The organism is Candidatus Eisenbacteria bacterium, assembly GCA_013140805.1.
Classification (GTDB): domain Bacteria; phylum Eisenbacteria; class RBG-16-71-46; order RBG-16-71-46; family RBG-16-71-46; genus JABFRW01.
In genome coordinates, this window is sequence record JABFRW010000023.1 from 12,256 (window position 1) to 33,510 (window position 21,255).

Sequence of the window (21,255 nt, forward strand, 5' to 3'; positions counted from 1 at the left end):
GAGCGTTGTGATCGCTGGTTGCGAGTCTCGACATGCCGAACACATGGGCTCCATTCGCGGCACGATCGCGCGCCGCGTGGGTGCTGCTTGCTGCACTCCTCGCTTCGGCTCCGCCGGCGCGTGCGGCCGTTCGCTGTCCGCCCGAGGTCGGCGACCTGGTCGATGCCGGATGGCGGGCGTATCGAGCGGACTCGATGGCGGTCGCGGCGGCCCGGTTCCAGCGCGCCGATCGGAAGTGCCCGCACGGTCTCGACGCGCGCGTCGGGCTCGGCTATGCGTGGCTGCGACTCGGTGTGCCGGCGCGCGCCGAATCGCTGCTCCGACCTGTCGTCGCCGCTGACTCGAACTACGTCGACGCCTGGCAGGGACTCATGCACGCCGCGAGGCGCAATGGACACGATGCGCTGGCTCTGAGAGCGGCGCGCCGCGTGCGAGTACTCGCGCCCACCGATGCAGACGCGAGAGCGATCCTCGATGCTCTGAGCCCCCACTGGGATCTCGCTCCGCGCGTGGCGCGCGCTCGACCGGCGCAGCTCGTCACTCAAGCGCGAACGCACGGTGAGCACTTCGAGGTCCCGACCGCCGCCGGCTGGCAGTTGTTCTACATCAACGGCATCAATCTGGGCGTGGCGCTCCCGGGAAGATTTCCCGCCGAGTTCCCGACCGACTCGCTCGTCTACGCCGGATGGCTCGATCGCATCGCCGGCATGAACGCGAACACCGTGCGCCTCTACACCATTCTGCCGCCCGCGTTCTACCGCGCGCTGGCGGGGTGGAACCACGCGCACCCGAGTCGCGCGCTGTGGCTGATCCACGGCGTGTGGGCCGAGCTGCCCGAGGGCGACGACTTCGACGACCCCAGGTGGAAGGCCGCGTTTCGCGACGAGATGCGCGACGTGCTGGGCGCCATTCACGGTGACGCGGACATCCGCCCGAGTCCCGGACACGCGCGGGGTCGTTACGATGCCGACGTCTCCACTTGGACGCTGGCGTACGTCATCGGGCGCGAATGGGAGCCGTTCTCGGTCGCGGCGTTCGAGGCCCTCTCTCACCGTGAGCGTCGCTACGACGGCCGCTATCTCGAGATGGCCGACGGTTCGGCGATGGAAGCGTGGACCGCCGAGCAGTGCGACTGGATGCTCACGACCGAGGTCGAGCGCTACCACACGATTCGTCCGATCGCTTACACCAACTGGCCGACCCTCGATCCGCTCCACCACCCGACCGAGGCGACAACGCCCGAAGAGCGCGAGTGGCGCACCCGGGTCGGCCGCCCGATCGAGTATCAGAAGCTCGAATACGACAACGACGTCGTGAGCCTCGATGCGTTGCGCGTTCGGCCAACCGCCGCGAATCCTGCCGGCTGGTTCGCGAGCTATCACGCGTATCCCTACTACCCGGACTTCATGATTCACGAGCCGGATTACGGTCGCGCGCACTCGAGCGAAGGACCGTCGAACTACTTCGGCTACCTCACTGCGCTGCGGCGCCACCTCGCCGGGATCCCGCTTCTAATCGCCGAGTACGGCGTGCCGTCGAGTCGCGGGCTCGCGCACCAGCAGCCTCAAGGGTGGTCGCACGGCGGGCACGACGAAGTCGCGATGGCAGAGATCGACGCGCGACTGACGCGCGAGATCCGCGAGAGCGGCTGCGCGGGCGGCATCCTGTTCGCGTGGATCGATGAGTGGTTCAAGAAGAACTGGGCGGTGATCGATCTGGAGCTGCCCGGGGATCACACCCCGCGCTGGCACAACCGCATGGACGCCGAGCAGAACTACGGCGTGCTCGCCATGATCGCGGGGCCCGCCGACGGGCCGTCACTCGGCGGCGACGTGTCGCGCTGGCTCGCGCTCCCGACCGTTGCGAGCGGACCCACCGGCGCCACCGCCGCGCAGCCGTCATCGCTCGGCGTGGGGAGCGATGCATCGAATCTCTACCTGGCGATCGAACTGCCCGGCCTTCGCGGCCGCGCGTTTCCGTGGGACTCACTCGGCGTTCAGATCGCGCTCGATACCTACCAGCCCGACTCGGGCCAGCATGCGCTGCCCGGGCTTCCAGTCACGAGCGATCTGGGATTCGAGTTCCTCGTGCAGTTGAACGGCCACGAGGACGCGCGGCTGCTCGTCACACCCGACTACAACCCGTATCTGGGACCAGCCGCGATTCGCGAGGGCGACGACCTGGGCGGCTTCTACCATCGGCCGGCGGTGACGGGGAATCGCGCCGACGGGCAGTTCGACGCGATGCACCTGATCGTCAATCGCGCGCGCTTCGGTCGCGACGGCCGCTTCTTCCCCGCCCAGACCTGGGAACGCGGGCGCCTGCGATTCGGCCGCGAGGATCAGTCGACGCTCTCGGACTGGTACTACGATGCGAGCGCAGGAGTGCTCGAGATCCAGATCGCGTGGGCGTTGCTCAACGTGACCGATCCCTCGAGCGCCACGGTGCTCGATGATCATCGCGCGCAAGGAGCCGACTTCGGCACCTCCCACACCGAAGGCTTCCACATCGGCGTCGTCACCCGGCTCAAGCATTCGGGGCAAGTCGCGGGGAGTCTGCCACCGCTCGGTGCCGAGGCTCGCTGGCGGCGCGACGACTTCCGCACCTGGACTTGGAAGCCGTGGAGCGAGCCGGTCTTTCACGCGCGTCTCAAGCCCGTCTACGACTCGATGAAGGCGGTGTGGAGCAGCGCAGGACCGACGCTCGGCACTCGCGACGGACCGCCATGAGCGTGCTCGATCTGCTGGTGATCACGCTGCTCGCCACCGAGCCCGCCGCGCAGCTCGCACGCGCGGACTCGGCCTACTTCGCCGGGCAGGACGAAGCGGCGCGCAGAGCCTACCGCGAAGTGCTGGCCCGCGACCCGCGTTCGGTGCGCGCGAATCATCGCCTGGGGTTGCTGCTCTCGAGGGTGGGCCGGCTCGACTCGGCGCTGGTGCTGATCGCACGGGCGCGCGAGCTCGAGCCACGAGACCCCGGGCTGCTGCTCGACGAGGCGCGCCTGCTCGGGTGGGCCGGGCGACTGAACGCGTCGATCGCCGACTACCACACCTTGCTCTCGCTCGATCCCGACGACTCCGATGCGCGGCAGGGACTCGAGCGTGCGCAGCACGCCCAGCGTCCCAGGGTCGAGCTCGACTACAGCGTGAGTGAGGACTCGGACCACAACGTGAACGGATCACGAACCGTCACGACCTCGTTCGCGATCGCCGACGGAGTGCGCGGGTTGCTCTCGGGTGGCTCGCTCGCCGCCAGCGATCCCGCTCGCGACGCCAGCCGCACGTTCGGCGAAGCCGGCCTCGAGGCGGCCCGCGGCCGTGCTCAACTCACGCTGGCAGGCGGTACGCGCTGGCTCGATCCCGCGGGCGCCGCCTCTCGGTCTCTCTCGACCTACCGCGCTTCGATGAACGTTCGGGCGTCTCGGCAGCTGAGCGTCGGGGCAGGATTCGCGCATTCGCCACTCGATGAAACCGCGGCACTGATCGGAAGCGGACTCGAAGTCGACGAACTGAACGCAAGCATCGATGCCGAGCCCGGTGCCCGGCTCTCGTTGAGCGCCGGAGGCGGCGCGGCGTGGCTGAGCGACGGCAACCGTCGCACCTCGGTGCTGATCGCGGTCATGCATCCGCTCGCGCGACTGGGTTCCTTCGGGGTGCTCGGCCGAGTGCTGGCCTACGAGCGAAGCGGCGTCGGGTACTTCTCCCCTGACCGTTTCGCGCTCGCCGAGGCGCGGACCGTGCTGGCGCATTCGCGAGGTGCCTGGACCGGCCGATTGAATGCGAGCGTCGGTTCCCAGCAGGTTGGCGCAGAGGCTGCGACACAACTGGCGTGGCGCGTGACCGGCGATGTGCAGTGTGCCTGGGCCCCGCTTCACCGCATCGTGGCATCGGTCGGCGCGTCGAACAGTGCCGCCAGCTCCACCACCGGCGCCTACCGCTACCTGACCGCGGCGCTCGGGCTGCGGTTGGGACTCTAGCGCGACCGCGAAGGATCGAGTCCCATGGAATTCAGTGGCGCCGCGCGGCTGCTGACCATCGGACTCGCGGTGTTGTGCGCGCTGACGGTGGCGCTCGCGTGTGCGCTTCTGCTGTGGCATCGCTGGTCCTCGCGGCGCGAGGCGCGCCGCGCGTCCGAGAGCCATGCGCTGGCGCTTCAGTTCGCTCGCCTTCTCACCGGTCGGATCGACGCCGAAGCGCTGCGACCGATCGCGGCGCAGGCACGACCCGAGGTGTTCTGGGCGGCACTCGAGACGTTTGCCGACAGCGTGGCGGGCGACGAGTGGACGAACCTGTCCGAGGCGCTGTGCGGCCTCGAACACGTGGCACGCGAACGCCATCGGCTGGCGAGCGGGCGGACGTGGGCGCGCTCGCTGGCGGCCCGCCATCTGGGAATGCTCGACGCCCCGGCGAACCGCGAGCCGCTGCGCCGCGCCATGGTCGCAGGGCCCTCGACCGTGACGCTCATGGCGGCCCTCGCCCTGGCTCGCATTCACGATCACGCGGCACTGGTGTGGCTCCTCGATCACGCGGAGACACTCGCGCCGCTGAGCCGCCACCAGCTGGTGGCGCTCATCAAGCGCTTCGGCCCTGAGAGTTTGCCGACCTTGCGCTTCGGCCTCGCCGCCGCCGACTTCGAACGCCCGAGCGGTCTGGCCGCGGTGGATGTGCTCGGACTGTGGCGTGATGTCGAGTCGCGCGAAGCCCTCGAAGCGCTTCTGAGCTCGGGCGGGCTCGAAGCCCGGATCGCGGCCGCACGTGCGCTCGGAAGCCTGGCTGCGCCCGAGTCGGTCGGGCCGTTGTGCGCAGCACTCAGGGACGCGGCCTGGCAGGTGCGCGCTCAGGCGGCGCGGGCGCTGGGCGGGCACGGTGTGAGCGAGGCGGTCGCCGCACTCGCCCCGTGCCTCAACGACCATTCGTGGTGGGTGCGCCGCAACGCCGCGTACGCCATGGGCAGTCTGGGTGCAACCGGACGCGCGCAACTCGACCTGATTGCCACGCTGAGCGGTGACGCGTATGCGCGTGGCGCTGCGAGCGAAGTGCTTCAGGCACTCGAGTGGGACGTCGAGAGTCCTGGCGGAGTCAGCCGTGTGGGGTGACGTGGCGCTGCGGCTCTCCGATCGGCTGTTCGGACGGTTCGTTCTGATCTACGGCGCACTGCTCTTTGCTCAGTACTTCGTGCTGGGAGTGCTCGCGTTCGTGGATGCAAGGCGCGAGCTGCGCCGCCAGCAGGTCTCGGATCGCTTGAGCCTGTTCGAGGGTGATCTGGCGCCACCCATCAGCATTCTGGTGCCGGCCTACAACGAAGGCCCGACGATCGTGGACTCGATCCGCTCGCTCATGCACCTGCGTTACCCGTCGTTCGAGATCATCGTCGTCAACGACGGCTCCAAAGACGGCACGTTGCAGGCGATGGTGGATGCGTTCGGATTGCGCCCCTCCCTTCGCACGCTGCGCGCACGCGTGCCTCAGGAACGCGTGCGCGGGGTCTACTCTTCGCCCGACTATCCGTTTCTGGTGGTGCTCGACACCGTGAACGGCGGCAAGGCGCAGTCACTCAACATGGCGCTGGCGGTGGCGCGCCACCCGCTGTTCTGCGCCATCGACGCGGACTCCATGCTGGAGCGCGACACGCTGCTTCAGCTGGCGCTCCCCTTCTATCTCGACGCCTCGGTGATCGTGACCGGGGGCGTGGTGCGACCCGCCAACGGCAGCCTCTTCGATCACGGTCGCATGGTGAAGGCGCGAGTCTCGAGGCGAGCACTCGTGCGGCTTCAGACCGTCGAGTACCTGCGCGGCATGCTGGCGGGACGCATGGGTTGGAATCTGATGGATAGCCTGTTCATCGTGTCGGGCGCACTCGGGTTGTTCTCACGCGACGCGGTCCTCGCGGTGGGCGGCTTTCGTACCGACACGCTCGGCGAAGACATGGAGCTGATCATGCGACTGCAGCGCTGGGCGCGGCGCAACGGGCGCCGCCGTGCGGTGCGTTTCGTCGGCAGTGCGGTGGCATGGACCGAAGTGCCCGAGAACCTTCGCACCCTGTCGCGCCAGCGCGGGCGCTGGCATCAGGGCCTGGCGGAGTCGCTGTGGCTCAATCGCCAGATCCTTCTGACCGAGCGCTTCGCGATTCACCACGGCATCGCGTTTCTGTCGCAGTTGCTGTTCGAGCTGTTCGGTCCCGTGATCGAACTGACCGGGCTGGCATTGACGGTGGTGCTGGTCGCGACCGGGCACCTGCACTCGGTGTTCCCGTTGCTCTACCTGGCGCTGTTCGTGGCCGGAGGCATCGTGAACTCGCTGCTCGGACTCGCACTCGAGACCGTCGTATGCCCACGCTACACGCGCGGGCGCGAGTTCCTGATTCTGATGGCGTATGCGGTGCTCGAGAACCTCGGCTACCGGCAGCTCATGGCGTGGTTTCGCGTGCGCGGACTCTGGAACGCCATGCGCAAACGTAAAGCGTGGGGCGTCATGGCGCGGAAGGGTCACGCCGCGGCGACCGACTCGAGCGAGATTCAGCGCGCCGCGTGACGCGCTAGGTCCGCGCGGTGAACCGAACCGGAAGCGTCGCCGGGCCGCGCAGGAACAGCCCGACATCGGGCGGCGGCACCTCGCCTGCGAGTCGCAGGTCGGGCAAGGCATCGAAGATGCGGCTCAATGCCACCTCGATCTCGAAGCGCGACAGCACGGCCCCCAGGCAGAAGTGCCTTCCGCCTCCGAACGCGAGATGGTCGGCCGCACCCGTGAACGCGCGCCTGGGGTCGGCCTCGGGTCGATCCATGTCGAAGCGATCGGGGTCGGTGAAGCGGCGGTCGTCGCGGTTGGCCGAGCCCAGAAAGCACATGACCTCGGCCCCCGCCGGAAGCAGTCCCCCCGAGACCGTCACCTCCTCGCAGGTCTGACGCGGCACCATGTGAGTGGGCGCCGTGTAGCGAAACGACTCGGCGATCGCGCGCGGCAGCAGTGAACGATCCTGTCGCACGGCGGCCAGCGCGTCGGGATGCGCGAGCAGGTTGCGCAGCGTGGTCGCGAGTCCCTTTTCGGTGGTCTCACCACCCGCGAACACCATGAGCATCGCGAATCGGATGATCTGCTCGTCGGTCAGTCGATCGCCCTCGACCGTGGTCGCCGCCAGCGTGGAGATCAGATCGGTGCCGGGGAGCTCGCGGCGCGCCACGATCAGCGGTCGCAGGTAGGCATCGAGCTGATCGCGCGCCGTGGTCGCCGCGATCGCGATGCCCGGGTCACCGGCGAGATTGAGCGCTCCTTGAATCAGCGCGGTGTACCACTCGCGAAACCGGTCGCGGTCTTGCGCGGGCAGGCCGAGCAACCCCGCCATGATGCGCACGGGAAGATGCACCACCACCTGACCGATCAGATCCGCCTCGCCGCGCGCCGCGACCGCACCCGTCAGCTCGTCGATCGCACTGGCGATCAGCTCCGAGAAGCGCTCGCGAATGCTCCCCTCCCGAAACGACGGCGTCAGGAGCTGCCGCTGGAGCGCGTGCTCGCGACCGTCGAGCTGGATGAGCGTCTTGCCGAGCAATGGCTCGGTCTGCGCGGCGTAGCTCCGGGTCGTGAACGCGGGGTGGGTCAGCGCCAATCGCACGTCGTCATAGCGGCTCAGGATCCATGCGCGAGTCGGGGCGTGAAAGTGGAGCGGATACTCGTCTCGCATGCGGCGATAGTGCGGGTAGGGATCGGCCGCGAACTCCGGGGCGAACAGGTCGGGCGGTGACGCCACCACCTCGTGCGGGGTCGTAGTCGGCGCAGGCCGGTAGCTCATCCCCCGCGCAAAGCTGCCCGGGTTTCCCGCTCTCGCTTCGAGCATGCGCTTGATCGCCATGCTCTCGGCGCACAACTCCACGGAACTCGTGCGACCGTAGCTCTGAAAGCCGTCGCTGCGAACGAACGCGATCCGGTGGAGCAGGAACCCCGGGGCCTCGGCGCCGAACGCACGCGCGCAAGGAATGAGCACGATCGGGCAGCGTTGCAGCTCGCCGAGCTCTCGATAGTGGTAGTCGTGCTCGATCAGAACGTAGTCGCCCAGTTCACACGCGGTGAACTCGACCTGGACCTGCCGCGCGTACTCATCGCGAAACGAACCCGCGCCGGCGTCCACAGCTCGAAAGAGCGGGGCCCATGTCGCGAGGGCCTCGCGATCGGCGAGCAGCTCGCGGGCCATGGCCATCGGAGCGTCGACCCATAGGGTGTCCGAGAGCACCGAGTAACGGCCGGCGGCCGGCGCCGCCAGGCTCTCGCCTCGCTCGAGTGCCGCCTTGAGCCCCCGCGCTTCGTAGTGATGCACCGCCGCGATTCCCTGCATGATCATCTCGGTGCGACGCGCGGGGTCGATCACGCTGACCCAGTGGACATAGCTGCCGGCTTCGTCGCCGTGCGGGTTCACGTACTGCGAAGGAAACACGAACACCGGGTACTGCTTGAAGTACTCGCGATAGCGGTAGCCGCACTGCCACTCGATCGCGGCGAGCCGCGGATGCTCGAGTGTTCGCACGTGATAGCACAGCATGGACTGGTAGCCCGACGCCGTGCCCATGAAGGTGTCGTCGTCGATGCGCGTCGTCATGCGACTGCCCAGCGTCCACTCGTCGAGGTTCTGCAGGCGTCGCAAGTACGCGAACGCTCGCGATGACGGCGTCTGCGCGTAGATCGAGGCGGTGAATGTGTTGGATTCCATCTAGTGACCGCTCCCGTTCCCGTTGGTCTGCGGGAAGACGCGCTCGTGATTCGGTGGGAGTGGCTCGGCGAGTGCCGCGTTGCGAAGCGATGCCGGGGCCTTGCATTGCGGGTCGATCCGAACGTCGAGCACGAACGGGCCATCCGCCGCCATCGCCTCGGCCAACGCGCCGTCGAGCTGCACTTCGTGGTCGACACGCGCCGCCCGGGCACCCTGCGCGCGCGCGAACGCCGCGAAGTCGACCTGCGGAAACGCGGCGTCGGCCACGAGTCCGAGTGCCTCCATACCCTGGGCGCACATGCCGTAGCGGCCATCGTTGAGCACCACCCACGCGACCGGCGCACCGAACTTGACCGCCGTATTGATCTCGTTGGTCATGAGCAGCGCGCCGTCGCCGACCACGGCGACCGCGCGCCGACCGGTCGCGAGCGCCGCACCGACCACTCCCGCGGCCGCGTGCCCCATCGCCCCCACGCCGGTGCTGACCCGGTAGCGGTGCGGCTCGGCGAAGCGCAGTCGGTGCGTCGTCCACAGGAACGAATTGCCGGACTCGGACAACAGCGTCGCGTCGCTGCGATCGACCACACAGTCCTGAAGTGCATCCATGAGCGCTTCGGGGCGCACCCGTCCGTCACCGCGCTTTTGAACCCGCTCGATCTGCGGATGCGGCAGTTCCGGCGCCACGCCGTCGCTCGGCGGCCGCAGCGTGTCGAGCACCTCCCGCAGCGTCGTGCCGACGTCGGCCACGATCGCGAGCGTGCGTGCGGTACCGAACGCAACGCCCGGAACCTCGGGATCCACGTCGATGTGAACGAACCCCTCCGGCGTGATGAATCGGCGATCCCAGAACGAGGTCGGCTCGCCGATCCGCGAACCGAGAACCAGCAGGCGCCGGGGCTTGAAGTCTTCGAGGTACCGCATCACCGATGAGTGTCCCGCCAGACCGGTCACGCCCACGAACAGCGGATCGGTTTCCGGGAAGATGCCCTTGCCGCGGGGTGAGCACATCACCGGAGCGCGCATGCGGCGCGCCAGTGCAGCGACCTCGGCGGCCGCGTCGCGTGCGCCGAAGCCGACCCAGATCGCGAACGGACCATCGCTGAGCGCATTCACGCAGTCGGCGACTCTGGCGAGGGTCGGTGAATCCGCGGGCACCGGGGTGGCCGCCGACAGCACTTGCGACCGGGCCGCAGGTGCGCTCTGTACCGCGCTGTCCAGAGCCAGGTGAGCGACGAAGCCGCCGCGGCGGCGCAGGCCGGCCGCGAGCCCGCTCTCGATCGCGTCGAGCTGTCGGGTGTCCTCGACCACCGAGGCGAAGTGAAACATTCGACCGGCGTCGTAGAGTGAAGCAGGCATGGTGCTTCGAGAGGTCTCCTGGATCGCGAAGCGTCCCCGAGACGAGGCCGAGGTGTAGGCGGACAGGACGATGACGCGAGCGCGCTCTTCGCGGGCCGCCACGATGCCCGTCATGGCGTTGGTGAGTCCCGGGCCGGTGGTCGTGAACAGCACCGTCGGCCGACCACTCGCGAAGCTCGCTTCGATGGCCGCGAACGCGGCACCGTTCTCGTGACGGAAGTGATAGACGCCGAGCGAGCTGGATGACATCGCGTCCCACAGGGCCGCCATCGCGCCGCCCGAGACGCCAAACGCTTCCTTCACCCCGAGGCGCTCAAGCAGTGCGACCAGCTCCGTCACGACCGTTGCATCGGCCGCACCGCGGCGAGGTGCGACACCCATCGGATTCGCGCGCATTGCACCCTGCGTCACATGCATCGCCACCCTCCCGTCGCGTCTGACTCTGACGGCGCTTGTTACGCGGGAGTGTGGGCGTGGAGTTGCACGACAGTGGTCGATTGCGACCAGTGGCGGTCGGAGGCGAGTGAGGCACGCTCTGGGCCGACGAACCGCGGCTGCTTACATCTGGCGGAACAGGTGGAGGTAGCTGCGACTGACCGGCAGCACCTCCGTGCGGCCCTTCAGGTGGACGTCGGCCGTTTCGTTCTCACCGCGTGTGACGTGACTGATGGCGCGCAGATTGACCACCACCGATCGATGCACCTGCGCGAACTGGGCGGGATCCAGCTGGGCCGCCAGCTCCTTGATCGCCATGCGAACGAGCGCTTCGGCCGGCGCACCGGCCTCGTCGCGCCACGCAACCATCGTGTACTTGGTGTCGGAGCGCAGAAAGTCGATGTCGTCGACCGGGATCAAGCGCAGCGTCTCCCCGACCTGCGCGCGAATCCACCGCAACGGCTCGGGATCCGCGCCGCTCTGGAGCTGCGCGAGTTGCGCCGCGAGCTGCAGCAGCAGCGCCTCGGTGTTCGGCGCCGGCTGTGCAGCCTGCAGCCGCTCCTTCAGGCGCGCCACGGTCTCGGTCAGGCGCTCCTGCTCGACCGGCTTCACGAGATAGTCCAGCACACCCTGCGCGAACGCCTGCACGGCGTACTGGTCGTAAGCGGTGACGAACACCAGATGCGCGCGGCGACCGATCTGGTGCGCTGCCTCGACGCCGGACATGCCCGGCATGTGAACGTCGAGAAAGCAGACGTCGGGCTCGAATGACTCGAACAGCTTGATCGCCTCGCGTCCATTGCGCGCCTGAGCGACCACCTCGAGCTCGGGCCATGCCTGAGCGAGCTGGCGCGCCAGGGCCTCGCGCAGCAGCGGCTCGTCGTCGGCGATCAGCGCGGTTGGGTGCGGGCTCATGAGGTCGCCGTGCCGCGCGCGGGGAATTCGACTTCGGCGCACACGCCCCGCGGATGCTGTGCGCTCACGCGCAGCTGTGCATCTCCGGCGAACGCCAGTTGAAGTCGCTCGCGCAGCGTGGAGAGTCCGGTCCCGAGTCCGCCGACCGACTGCCGCAGGCCTGCGCCGGTGTCGACGACCTGCAGGACGCAGCGCTCGCCGCGCCGTTGCAGGTGAATGTCGATGCGGCCGCCTTCTTCGCTCGGGTCGACGCCGTGGCGCACCGCGTTCTCGACCAGCGTCAGCAACGTCATCGGCGGACAGCTCAGCGCGAGTGCGGTGTCATCGACGTGCACCGCGAACTGAAGCCGATCGGGCATGCGCATGTGCATCAGCTCGAGGTACGCCTGCACCAGCTGAAGCTCCTGACCGAGTGTGGTGGCCGTCTCGTTCAGCCGCGGTACCGATGCACGCAGATAGGCGACGAGACTACGCAGCACGATGGCGGCCTGCGGCGACCCTGAGTCGACCAGCTCCTGGACATTCGCCAGCGTGTTGAACAGAAAGTGCGGAGTGACCTGCGCCTGCAACAGGCGGAGCCGCGCATCCACCGCCTGGCCCTCGAGCTTGGTGCGCTCCAGTTCGAAGGCCAGCGCCTGATGGCGCGCCAGCGCATCTTTCTGTCGCACCACTGCCCCGAGCGCCACCCAAGGTGCCAGCAGCAGCCCGAGCACCGTGAGCAACCCGAAGCCACTGAGGCGATCGGAGTCCTTCCAGAATGGCGGCGCGCCGGGTGCGGTCGAGAGGATGTAGATCCACAAGGTGGCGCTCGGCATGGTCGCCGCGACGGCCACCACCTGCAGCACCCAGCGCGCGAGCCACCGGGGCAGCCGCTTCGGCCACTGCTCGAACAGTCCGAACGCAAGCATCGCGAGCAGGCCCAGCAGAACCGTGCGGATCAGGAGCGAGGGCAGCCCCGACGTCCAGCCGAAGCTGAACAGCAGGCCGAATGCGATCGAGAGGATCAGCGTGAACCGGATGCGGCGCCAGTCGAGCAACAGCGCGAGGCCCTGCGGTTTTGCCTGAGTTGCAGTCGTGCTCATTACTCGCCAGCCGAAAGCGCTTGCCCGACCCATGCGAGCAACGCGGGGCGTCCCTCTCCGGCGTGGCTCGAATAGCCCACCATCGGCTGATCCGCCGGCAATTCGAGCGTCGTCGCGATCGCGCGCATGGCTGGTTCTCGCTTGCTCGAAGCCAGCTTGTCGGTCTTGGTCGCGACCAGGCAGAAGGGCATGCGCTCGTCGAGCAGCCACCGCACCATCTCGCGATCCTCGCGCGAAGGGTCGTGACGAACGTCGACGAGCTGGATCATCGCGACGAGCTGGCGACGCGTGCGCAGGAACTCCTGCATCATGCGGGCCCATTGCTCGCGCACCTTGGGCGGCGCCTTCGCAAACCCGTAGCCGGGCAGGTCGACGATGTGGAACTTCTCGTTGACCAGGAAATAGTTCAGGCGCTGCGTCTTGCCGGGTGTGGCGGACACCATCACCAGGTCCTTGCGCCCGAACAGCGAGTTCATGAGCGAGGACTTCCCCACGTTCGATCTCCCCGACACGGCGATCTCGGGCAACGCGCCCTCGGGGCACTCGCGCGCATTGCCCGCACTCATCACGAATTCGACTGAATTGATCTTCACCTCGCGCACCTCCGCCGGCATCCTACGGGTTCGGCGGCGGGAGCACATCACGAGGACGACGCTTAGGACTGGCATTGCCGACTTCCACGTACAGCGCTGCCGGCACACGCTCGCAATGCGCTGGCTCGAGGCCGCGCGTGTGGCGAACTCAGTTCGGCGAACCCGTTGGGAGTCCGGGTGAACGCTACGCCGCGGCGCGCTTCTTGGGCCGCAGCTCGCGCGCGATGTCAGCGGGGGTCGCGCCGGCAGCGAATAGCGCTCGGAACAGGAGATCCATGGAGACGCCAGGTGCGCCGGATTCCAACTTGGCAATTCTCGACTGGCTGGACCCCAACTTCTTGGCAAGAGCAAGCTGAGTGAGGTGCTGCTTCTCTCGATGGCGCCGGAGAGAGTCGGCCAGCGCCAGCTTCAGCTCGACGATGTGCGCTTCCTCGGGTGACAGGCCCAGGAACTCACCTGCAGTTCCAAACTTCCAGCCAGCGGACTCGAGCCGCTTTCGCTTCGTGGAGTTCACGATCGCTCCTGGGTCAATCGTTCGCGTTGTAAGCCCTGAGCCGACGCTTGCAGGTGCTCACCACGTGATCGGGGGTTTGTCCGGTCTTCTTGGCGAAAACATCGAGCATCACGATCGCATCGGCCTGAACCGAGAGCACGATCCGCCAGGTCACTTGTCTGTCGACGATCCGAAGCTCGTGACAGTTGTGCCCAATCACAGGCATTGGCCTCGACTGGGGCAGGGAGAGCTTTTTTCCGCGCTGAAGTCGCCGTAGCAGGACTCCGGCTTCGATCCGGGCCTCTCGAGAGAACGGAGGTGTTTTGACGTCACCATGAAGCCAGACGATCAGTTTGTCGTGCGCATCCATGCACTCGAAGGCTATGTCTGATCGGACATGTTAGTCAATAAGGATTTTCGGCCGACAGCTCTTCGACCTGAACTCGCGCATCCGTAATGGTCTCAACCCCGCAATCCCTGGGCAACGCGCGCCCGTCGGCTCCGCGAGAGACCCTGCTTACCCGACCGGCCGGGTGCGCGTCTCGAGATACCCGCGCGACACCCAGAGTCGCTCCTCGCGGGCGTTGCCAACCATCACGCCGAGCCGCAGCCATTTGGAGCCGTTCTCGGCTGCCCAGCACTCCAGCCCGGTGTACAGCTGTTGCGCGAGCCCGCTACCGTAGCGCGAGGTCGATCGTGTGCAGTTCCGGCACTGGCGAAGGCGGAAGCGTGGTCGGCGACAGCGGTCGAGATTGTCGGCTTGGGACCCCGGCTCTACTCACGACGAGATCAGTCGAGGACTTCGACGGGGTCTCCCTCCCGCACGCCGCCTTCCTCCACCACGCTCGCGTAGATCCCCGCGGTGTGGCGCGTCTCGCGCACCAGCGTTCGCATGATGCGGTGATCCTGGGGCAGGTCGTCTTCCGGAAGCGTAACCATGACGCACCGCGGGCAGCCCATGACCACTTCGATCAGCGCCGTGCCAACGCGCAGGCGCCGCCCCACCCACGCGAGCTCGGGGTAGCCGTCGTCGTCGCTCTCGACCAGCAGGTTGGCGCGAAAGCGGCGCTCGTCCCAGTCGGACTCCGGGGCGAGACGCGAGAGAGTTCGCAAGGTAGTGCGGGTGATGAGGTGAATCGAGTACGCGTCGAAGAAGTTGCCGTGGCGCAGCAAGCGCAGTCGCTCGGGGGTGAATGCGCTCAGGTCGGCTTCCGGCTCACCCGGCAGGATCCCCATCAGCGCGCGGATCGTGTCAGGCGACTCTCCCGCCGCCGTGATGCGTGGGGCTGCTTCGCTTCCGGCGGGTCCTAGGGGGCAGAGTGAGACCGCGCGTCCGAGCAGTTCGCCGAGCCGGAGAGTCGCCTCGGCCGAATCCGTCGAGACCATGGTCCCATCCGGAAGGGTGATCTCGGCGGGCGGTGATCCGAGGCGCGAGTCGGGTTCGCTCGGGTAGCGCGCGCGGCAAGCGCGCAGCGGCGGCAGGCGCTTGGCGGTCGTCACTCCACTTCGCGACTCGTCGAACACCGCCCAGCCGCGATCACCTGGGATGCCGCGCAGGGACAACGCGGCAGTGTCCAGGCGCTCCCCGCCCATGCTCTTGACGGGATAGCGCCACAACTGAGAGAGGGTCCCGACTCGCATGCTCGGCACGGTAGAGGGGCAGCGCGCCTGGGGTCAATCGCGCGGACGCCAGATCGTTAAGCGCTCGGAGCTGGCCTGACGCCTCGCCGCTGTTGGGCGCGAGGACGACGGGACCCTCGAGGACGACCCACGCCAGCACCGCCGCCTCGATCATCGTCTTGAACTAGGGTCGCTCCATATCAGCGCGCCAGAACAATCCGCTGAGTTTCGACTCGGTCACCCGCAGAGAGCCGCGCCAGGTAGACGCCGGCGGGCAGCTGGCCACCGTGGTCCGCCGTGCCGTCCCACGTCACGCGATGACGGCCGGCCGCCAACGCGCGGCGTTCCAGCGTGCGAACGCTTCGCCCCGTCACGTCGTAGATCGCCATGTGAACGCTCGCCGCAACCGGAAGGTCGAAGTCGAGCGACGTCGAGGATGTGAGCGGATTCGGGCTCGCCGGGTGTAGTAGATGAGGGCCTCGGCCCGGATTCGGGCTCCGGACCGACACGGTTCCCTGCATCCGATTCAGCAGGACCGAGACGTCTTCACTGTCTTCATTGATCGTTACCAGATCGGGTGCGCCATTGCGGTCGATGTCGCCGGTCAGAAGAACTTGGATACTGGGATTGGAGCCGACGGCGAACACATTCGGGATCGTGAAGATGCCGATGCCGCCATTCTTGTTTGCTGAGACGTTGTTGGTAGCGGCGTTCGCAGTTGCCACGTCGATGAGCCCGTCGAGGTCGAAATCGGCAGCGGCGATGCCGGTCGGCTCTACTCCCGGCAGGGCTGTCCCGTTGACCGGACCCACCCAGATGTTCGGTCGACCGCCATTGTTTTGAAGGAAGACGCTCGGGTGCTCCTGCCCCGGAGTCGTCCCGGACGATGCGGTCACCAGGTCGAGCGCGCCGTCCCCGTCGAGATCGGCCATCGCCACGCCCTGCGGCTTGAGGATGGATCCCATCGACAGATCGCGGAAGATCTGGAAGGCGCCTCCGCCAATGTTCTTAAAGAGCCGCACCCTGCGGCTGTCGCGAGCGCTGACCGCAAGATCCGGAACGCCGTCACCCGAGAAATCGCCGACCGCGATGCATCGCGTCTGGTCGCCGACCGGGTATGTGACTGCGCTCAGCAACCCTCCCGCCCCATTGTTGAGAATCACCGACATGTCACCGGAAACGCGATTGTTGACCGCGGCGTCCACGAATCCGTCTCCGTTCAAGTCCGCGGTGACGACGACACTCGGTTCAACGCCCACGGTGGCAGAGGGTCCCAGCGTGAAGTTTCCCGCGCCGTCACCCAAAACGAGCTGAACGCTGCTGGTGCCGAACAGCGCGACGACGAGATCAAGATGTCCGTCGGCATTGAAGTCTCCGGCCGCCAGACCTTCGGGGCCCGTCTCATTCCCGGTCAGCAATGCGACCGGAGCCCCAAACGTGCCGTCGCCTTGATTCGCGAAGAACTCGATCTTGTTGGGGTTGTCGCTCGAAATCGCGAGATCGAGTGAGCCATCGCCAGTGAAGTCGAACAACACGCCGCCCGCGGGCTTGCCCCCGACGCCGAAGGTAGCAGCCGGGTGAAAGTCGATGAGGTTCTGACTGAAGGCAGTACCGGTGAGCCAAGTCATCAACAGCGCGGTCAGGGTCGAACGCAGCACGCTCAGAGCTCCTTCAAGGGGTGAGGGCAGCGGGGGAAAGCGTGGATCGCTACGCTACGAAACTAGTGTGTGCCCGTCGTCGATCTATCGGCTATCGCGGTTGAGACGTCGCATTCTAGCCAGCGCAGCATCACGCGTCCGCTGAATATGCCATTCATGATGTGTGTTGGATCGTGCTTAACTTGGTCGCCGCCACTGGTCGTCCGATCCGAACTTACGTGGTGCCGGAAAGGTTGGCGACGACCGCCTCGCGGACGAGCGCCTTGAACGAGGACTCGTTCACCGCTTCACCTTCGGGAATGTCGATCGCGCGGCGGACGTTTCCTTCGAGGCTCGAGTTGAAGAGTCGCTTCGGATCCTTGAGCGAGGCACCCCTGGCGAAGGTCAGCTTCACGACCTTCGTGTAGGTCTCGCCCGTGCAGATGATGCCGTCGTGCGACCAGATCGGCGTGCCCATCCACTTCCACTCCTCGACGACGCTCGGATCCGCCGCCTTGATGAGCTTGCGCATTCGGCTGAGCGTCTTCCCGCGCCAGTCTCCGAGTTCGGCGATTCGCTTGGAGATGAGCTTCGATGCCGACTCGACCTGGGGCGCTTCCGACTTCTTCATGATCTCCTCCTAGAGCTTGGCTCCGCCGTAGCGATTGGCTCCGCCGTCCCAACCGGGGATGGCGGCCGCCTGTTTGATCCAGGCCGCCATCTGCTTCTCGTCGAGCTTGTCCGACTCGCGTAGATCGAGTGAGCGCACGTCCTTGAACTTGCCGATAGGCGGAGCGGGCTCGAGCGAGCTTCCCTTGAAGAAGCTGAATTTGATGTGGCGCTGGAAGGCATTGCAGGCGAGGAACCAGCCCTGCCCCTCTACTCCGTAGAACGGGCAGTGCCACCGGATCGCCTTGTTCACACGCGGCACATGCTTCACGACGAGCGCATCGACGCGCCTGGCGATGGCGGCCTGCCAGGGTTCGAGGCTGGCGATGAACGCCTTCACGCCGGCGTCCCCGTCGGACTTGGGCAGCGACGCGGGCTTGCGGGCCTTCGCCGCGGCCGGTCGCGCGGTCACTGGGCGCGTTGCACGCTGCGCCGCCTGGTGACGTACGGCAGCACGAACATGTAGAGGCCCGTGAACAGCAGCAAGCCGAGCGGAAGCAGCGGTGCGTAGGTGACCCAGGCCGGAGGTGTCCCGCGCGCCATGACGACGAAGTTGGCGATGACGGTCAACGTGAAGGCGATGGACAGCCAGCGGTGAGTCTGCCGAATCCATTTATTCCAGTTCACTGGGACCTCCCTTGAAGACGAGTGGTGGGTTCCTCGCAAGCAAGTTGTCTCAGGGCCTACCGATTCTTCGTCGACGCGCCGTTCAGGGCGACCGCGGCCTTCACCAGCGCCTTGAACGCGCGCGCGTCGATCTTCTCCCCTTCGGCGATGTCGATCGCCCGCCGCGTGTTGCCTTCCAGGCTGGAGTTGAAGAGACGCGAGGGATCGGGGACGCCGGCTCCGCGCGCGAACGTGAGCTTCACGACATTCTTGTAGGACTCCCCGGTGCAGACGATGCCGTCGTGCGACCAGACCGGGACTCCCTTCATCGCATTCGACGGCTTCCGCCACTTCTGCTCCTCGGTCATCTTGGGATCGGCTTCGAGGATCAGCTCGCGCATGCGGTCGAGAGTCTCTGCTCGCCAATCCGTGACGGACTTGGCTGGCTTGCTCGCCTTCGACGTGGTCTTGGCCTTCGGCTTCGGCTTGGTCTTGATCACGGGATCCTCCCCTTGCGGCTTACCGCACGATCGCGAGCTTGGTCGTCTCCGTCTGACCCGGCGCGATCACTCGAACAAAGTAGACGCCGCTGGAGAATCGCGCGGCATGATCCCACGCGGTCGCATGACGTCCGGTAGTCTGGAATCGATCGACGAGAGTCTGAACGACGCGACCTGTGACGTCGAGGATCTCGAGGCGCACACGACCCGATCTCGCAACCGCGTACTCGATCTGTGCCGCCGACCGGATGGGATTGGGCATCACGGTGATCGTTCCGGGCACGGCACCCGGGCCGTCACCCACCGACACCGACTGATGAACGCCGAAGGTGGCCAGGCAGGACTGAGGTTGTCCGGCGATGCTCGTGAAGTTCCCGCCGACCAGAACCGTGCTTCCGATCACGCTCAGCGCACCGACCGTGAAGTCGGGATTCGGGGTCGGGTTCCAGCTGACGGCGAGGCCGGTCGCCGCATCGAGGGCGGCCAGATTGGTACGCGCCTGTCCGCCGATGCTGGTGAACGTGCCGCCGGCGTAGACCGTGTTCCCTCCCACCGCCAAAGCGCTGACCAGGTTGTTGCAGTTCGGATTCCAGGCGGTCGGAGCGGCAGTCGAGGTATCGATTGCGGCGATCCGGTTGCGACCCAGACCGCCGAGCAAGGTGAAGCTGCCGCTGGCGTAGAGCGTGGTGCCGCCCATGGCGAGGGCATTGACGCCCCCGTTGAAGTTCGGGTTCCAGGCCGTGACCGCACCGCTGGATGCGTCGATCGCCGCGATTCGGTTGCGCGGCTGACCGCCGACGGTCGTGAACGTGCCGCCCACGTAGACTTTTCCGCCGCTGAGCAGCAGCGCGTTGACCAGGCCGGTTCCGACCGGGTTCCAGAGCGTGGCCGCCCCGCTGGTTGCATCGATCGCGGCAATCCCGCCGCGGGTCTGCCCGCCGATCGAGCTGAAGTTCCCGCCTGCGTAGAGCGTGCTGCCGCTCACCACCAGGGCGTTGACGTTCGCGTTCGCGTTGGGATTCCAGGTGGTCGCAGTGCCGCTCGCGGCGTCGATCGCAGCGATCCGGTTGCGCGTCAGTCCGCCGATCGTCGTGAAGCTCCCGCCCGCGTAGAGCGTGCTGCCGTTCATGGCCAGCACATTGACACCGCCGTTCGCGTTCGGATTCCACGCGGTGGCCGCACCGCTCGCGACATCGAGTGCCGCGAGGGAGTTGCGAGACAGTCCGCCGATGCTGGTGAACTCGCCGCCCACGTAGACCATGCCGCCGCTCACGGCCACCGCGTTGACTCCATTGCCGGCGTTCGGATTCCACGCGGTGGCGGCACCGCTCACCGCGTCGAGTGCCGCGACCCGCGCGCGCGTCTGACCGCCGATCGTCGCGAAATTCCCGCCCGCGTAGACCGTGACGCCTTCGACCGCGACAGCGAAGATCGCGCCGCTCGACACCGGATTCCAAGACGTCGCGGCACCGCTGCTGGCATCGAGTGCCGCGATGAAGCTGCGCGGCTGACCGCCGATGGTCACGAACCCGCCGCCCGCGTAGACCGTGCTTCCGCTGACCTCGAGGGCGAACACTGCGGTGTTCGCCGACGGATTCCAGGCGGTGGCGAGTCCGGTCGCGGTGTCGAGTGCTGCGATCCGGCTTCGCGACTGGCCGCCGATGGTCGTGAAGGAGCCGCCCGCATAGACAAGGCCGCCGCTCGCGACCACCACATTGACGGCGCCGTTGGAGTTCGGATTCCAGGCCAGCGCCGCACCGCTTAAGGCGTCGAGTGCCGCGATTCGATTGCGTGTCTGCCCGCCGATGCTGGTGAAGGAGCCCGCGACGTAGATCGTGTCGCCGCTCACGGCAAACGACTCGACGATGTTGTTCGAGTTGGGATTCCACGCCTCGAGCACGCCGCTCGTCGCATCGACGGCGGCGATCTGATCGCGTCCCTGCCCGCCGACCTGGGTGAACTCACCGCCCACGTAGACCCTGCCGCCGCTCACCGTGAGTGCGCGGACGGTTGCGTTGGCATTCGGGTTCCAGGCCGTCAGGGCTCCCGATGCGTCGATGTGAGCGAGATTGTTGCGCGCCTGCCCGCGCACCGAGCTGAAGATGCCGCCCAGGTACCAGCCGCCGCTGCCGTCCGCGGCGATGGCAAAGACGGTCCCGATCACCTTGGGGTACGGCTGCTGAATAGCACCCGTTCCCGCATCGATCGCGACACCACCCCCGGTGGGTGGGCCGACATGGTTGAAGCTGCCGCCGATGTAGAGCAGTCCACCGTCGCGCACGAAGGACAGCACCTGGGAATTCGCCACCCACAGCGTCGTGTCCACACTCTGGGCGAGCGAGATGCCTGCGGTGACAAGCAGCAGCGAGAGTGCGAGGGCGACGACGTAGCCATATAGGCGCTGGGTGAGCAGGCTCATGCCACGGACCTCCGGTGCTCGATCGAGATGCTTCCATGGCTTCGAGTCAGCCGGGGGGACTGGCCGCCTTCGACAGCAGGATTGTGAGGTGAAGAGTCTAGAGGATGCGGCCCCGGACGTGCAGTGTGAGTGGGGGCGCGCGCATCACGGGTTGGGGCCTGGCCCATTCTTGGCGCGCGTGTGTCAACGCCCCTGCCGGAGGTGTCGCCATGCGCAACAGGTGCCGGAGACCC

Annotated in this window: 18 protein-coding genes; 4 read left to right on the plus strand and 14 right to left on the minus strand. The window is 67.1% G+C overall.

Annotated elements, in window-relative coordinates; all coding sequences use genetic code 11:
* The first annotated feature begins 32 nt into the window (after window positions 1-32).
* Genes HOP12_02140 through HOP12_02155 form a run of 4 tightly spaced genes read left to right on the plus strand, consistent with a single transcriptional unit; the run spans window position 33 to window position 6,530 of the window.
* Window positions 33-2,729: a hypothetical protein gene (locus tag HOP12_02140; GenBank protein NOT32951.1), complete on the plus strand. Its 2,697-nt coding sequence runs from the start codon at window positions 33-35 to the stop codon at window positions 2,727-2,729.
* On the plus strand, window positions 2,726-3,976 hold the full coding sequence (locus HOP12_02145; GenBank protein NOT32952.1) for a hypothetical protein: 1,251 nt from the start codon (window positions 2,726-2,728) through the stop codon (window positions 3,974-3,976). The genes HOP12_02140 and HOP12_02145 overlap by 4 nt, the downstream gene beginning before the upstream one ends.
* 24 nt (window positions 3,977-4,000) lie before the next feature.
* Entirely contained in the window at window positions 4,001-5,095 is a 1,095-nt protein-coding gene (locus tag HOP12_02150; protein NOT32953.1) for a hypothetical protein, read from the plus strand.
* Window positions 5,085-6,530 carry a glycosyltransferase family 2 protein gene (locus HOP12_02155; GenBank protein ID NOT32954.1) on the plus strand — a complete coding sequence of 482 codons (1,446 nt, stop codon included), beginning with the start codon at window positions 5,085-5,087 and terminating at the stop codon, window positions 6,528-6,530. The genes HOP12_02150 and HOP12_02155 overlap by 11 nt, the downstream gene beginning before the upstream one ends.
* Window positions 6,531-6,534: 4 nt before the next feature.
* Here the strand turns inward: HOP12_02155 and HOP12_02160 are convergent, their stop codons facing one another.
* The 14 genes from HOP12_02160 to HOP12_02225 all read right to left on the minus strand — a co-directional run bounded on the left by HOP12_02160 (window position 6,535) and on the right by HOP12_02225 (window position 21,022).
* Complete coding sequence (locus HOP12_02160; GenBank protein ID NOT32955.1) at window positions 6,535-7,785, minus strand: cytochrome P450; 1,251 nt, start codon at window positions 7,783-7,785, stop codon at window positions 6,535-6,537.
* Between the two features lie 912 nt (window positions 7,786-8,697).
* Complete coding sequence (locus HOP12_02165) at window positions 8,698-10,470, minus strand: thiamine pyrophosphate-binding protein (protein NOT32956.1); 1,773 nt, start codon at window positions 10,468-10,470, stop codon at window positions 8,698-8,700.
* Between the two features lie 141 nt (window positions 10,471-10,611).
* The gene (locus HOP12_02170) at window positions 10,612-11,403 is read right to left on the minus strand and encodes a response regulator transcription factor (protein NOT32957.1); all 792 of its coding nucleotides are present in this window, start codon (window positions 11,401-11,403) and stop codon (window positions 10,612-10,614) included.
* The gene (locus tag HOP12_02175; GenBank protein NOT32958.1) at window positions 11,400-12,485 is read right to left on the minus strand and encodes a histidine kinase; all 1,086 of its coding nucleotides are present in this window, start codon (window positions 12,483-12,485) and stop codon (window positions 11,400-11,402) included. The genes HOP12_02170 and HOP12_02175 overlap by 4 nt, the downstream gene beginning before the upstream one ends.
* Window positions 12,485-13,078, minus strand: a complete 594-nt coding sequence (locus HOP12_02180) for a YihA family ribosome biogenesis GTP-binding protein (GenBank protein ID NOT32959.1) — start codon at window positions 13,076-13,078, stop codon at window positions 12,485-12,487. The genes HOP12_02175 and HOP12_02180 overlap by 1 nt, the downstream gene beginning before the upstream one ends.
* A gap of 184 nt (window positions 13,079-13,262) precedes the next feature.
* Window positions 13,263-13,592 carry a helix-turn-helix transcriptional regulator gene (locus HOP12_02185; GenBank protein NOT32960.1) on the minus strand — a complete coding sequence of 110 codons (330 nt, stop codon included), beginning with the start codon at window positions 13,590-13,592 and terminating at the stop codon, window positions 13,263-13,265.
* Window positions 13,593-13,605: 13 nt separating this feature from the next.
* Window positions 13,606-13,941, minus strand: a complete 336-nt coding sequence (locus tag HOP12_02190) for a type II toxin-antitoxin system RelE/ParE family toxin (GenBank protein NOT32961.1) — start codon at window positions 13,939-13,941, stop codon at window positions 13,606-13,608.
* A gap of 419 nt (window positions 13,942-14,360) precedes the next feature.
* Entirely contained in the window at window positions 14,361-15,212 is an 852-nt protein-coding gene (locus HOP12_02195; protein NOT32962.1) for an MOSC domain-containing protein, read from the minus strand.
* A 179-nt stretch (window positions 15,213-15,391) separates the two neighbouring features.
* Window positions 15,392-16,849 (minus strand): T9SS type A sorting domain-containing protein, encoded by a 1,458-nt coding sequence (locus HOP12_02200; protein NOT32963.1) that lies wholly within the window; start codon window positions 16,847-16,849, stop codon window positions 15,392-15,394.
* Between the two features lie 214 nt (window positions 16,850-17,063).
* On the minus strand, window positions 17,064-17,459 hold the full coding sequence (locus HOP12_02205; GenBank protein ID NOT32964.1) for a DUF1801 domain-containing protein: 396 nt from the start codon (window positions 17,457-17,459) through the stop codon (window positions 17,064-17,066).
* A gap of 9 nt (window positions 17,460-17,468) precedes the next feature.
* Window positions 17,469-17,909, minus strand: a complete 441-nt coding sequence (locus tag HOP12_02210) for a hypothetical protein (GenBank protein NOT32965.1) — start codon at window positions 17,907-17,909, stop codon at window positions 17,469-17,471.
* Complete coding sequence (locus HOP12_02215; protein ID NOT32966.1) at window positions 17,906-18,124, minus strand: hypothetical protein; 219 nt, start codon at window positions 18,122-18,124, stop codon at window positions 17,906-17,908. Before HOP12_02215 ends, HOP12_02210 begins: the two co-directional genes overlap by 4 nt.
* A 56-nt stretch (window positions 18,125-18,180) precedes the next feature.
* Entirely contained in the window at window positions 18,181-18,603 is a 423-nt protein-coding gene (locus HOP12_02220; protein ID NOT32967.1) for a DUF1801 domain-containing protein, read from the minus strand.
* Between the two features lie 19 nt (window positions 18,604-18,622).
* Window positions 18,623-21,022 (minus strand): PQQ-binding-like beta-propeller repeat protein, encoded by a 2,400-nt coding sequence (locus HOP12_02225; protein ID NOT32968.1) that lies wholly within the window; start codon window positions 21,020-21,022, stop codon window positions 18,623-18,625.
* Between the last annotated feature and the right edge of the window lie 233 nt (window positions 21,023-21,255).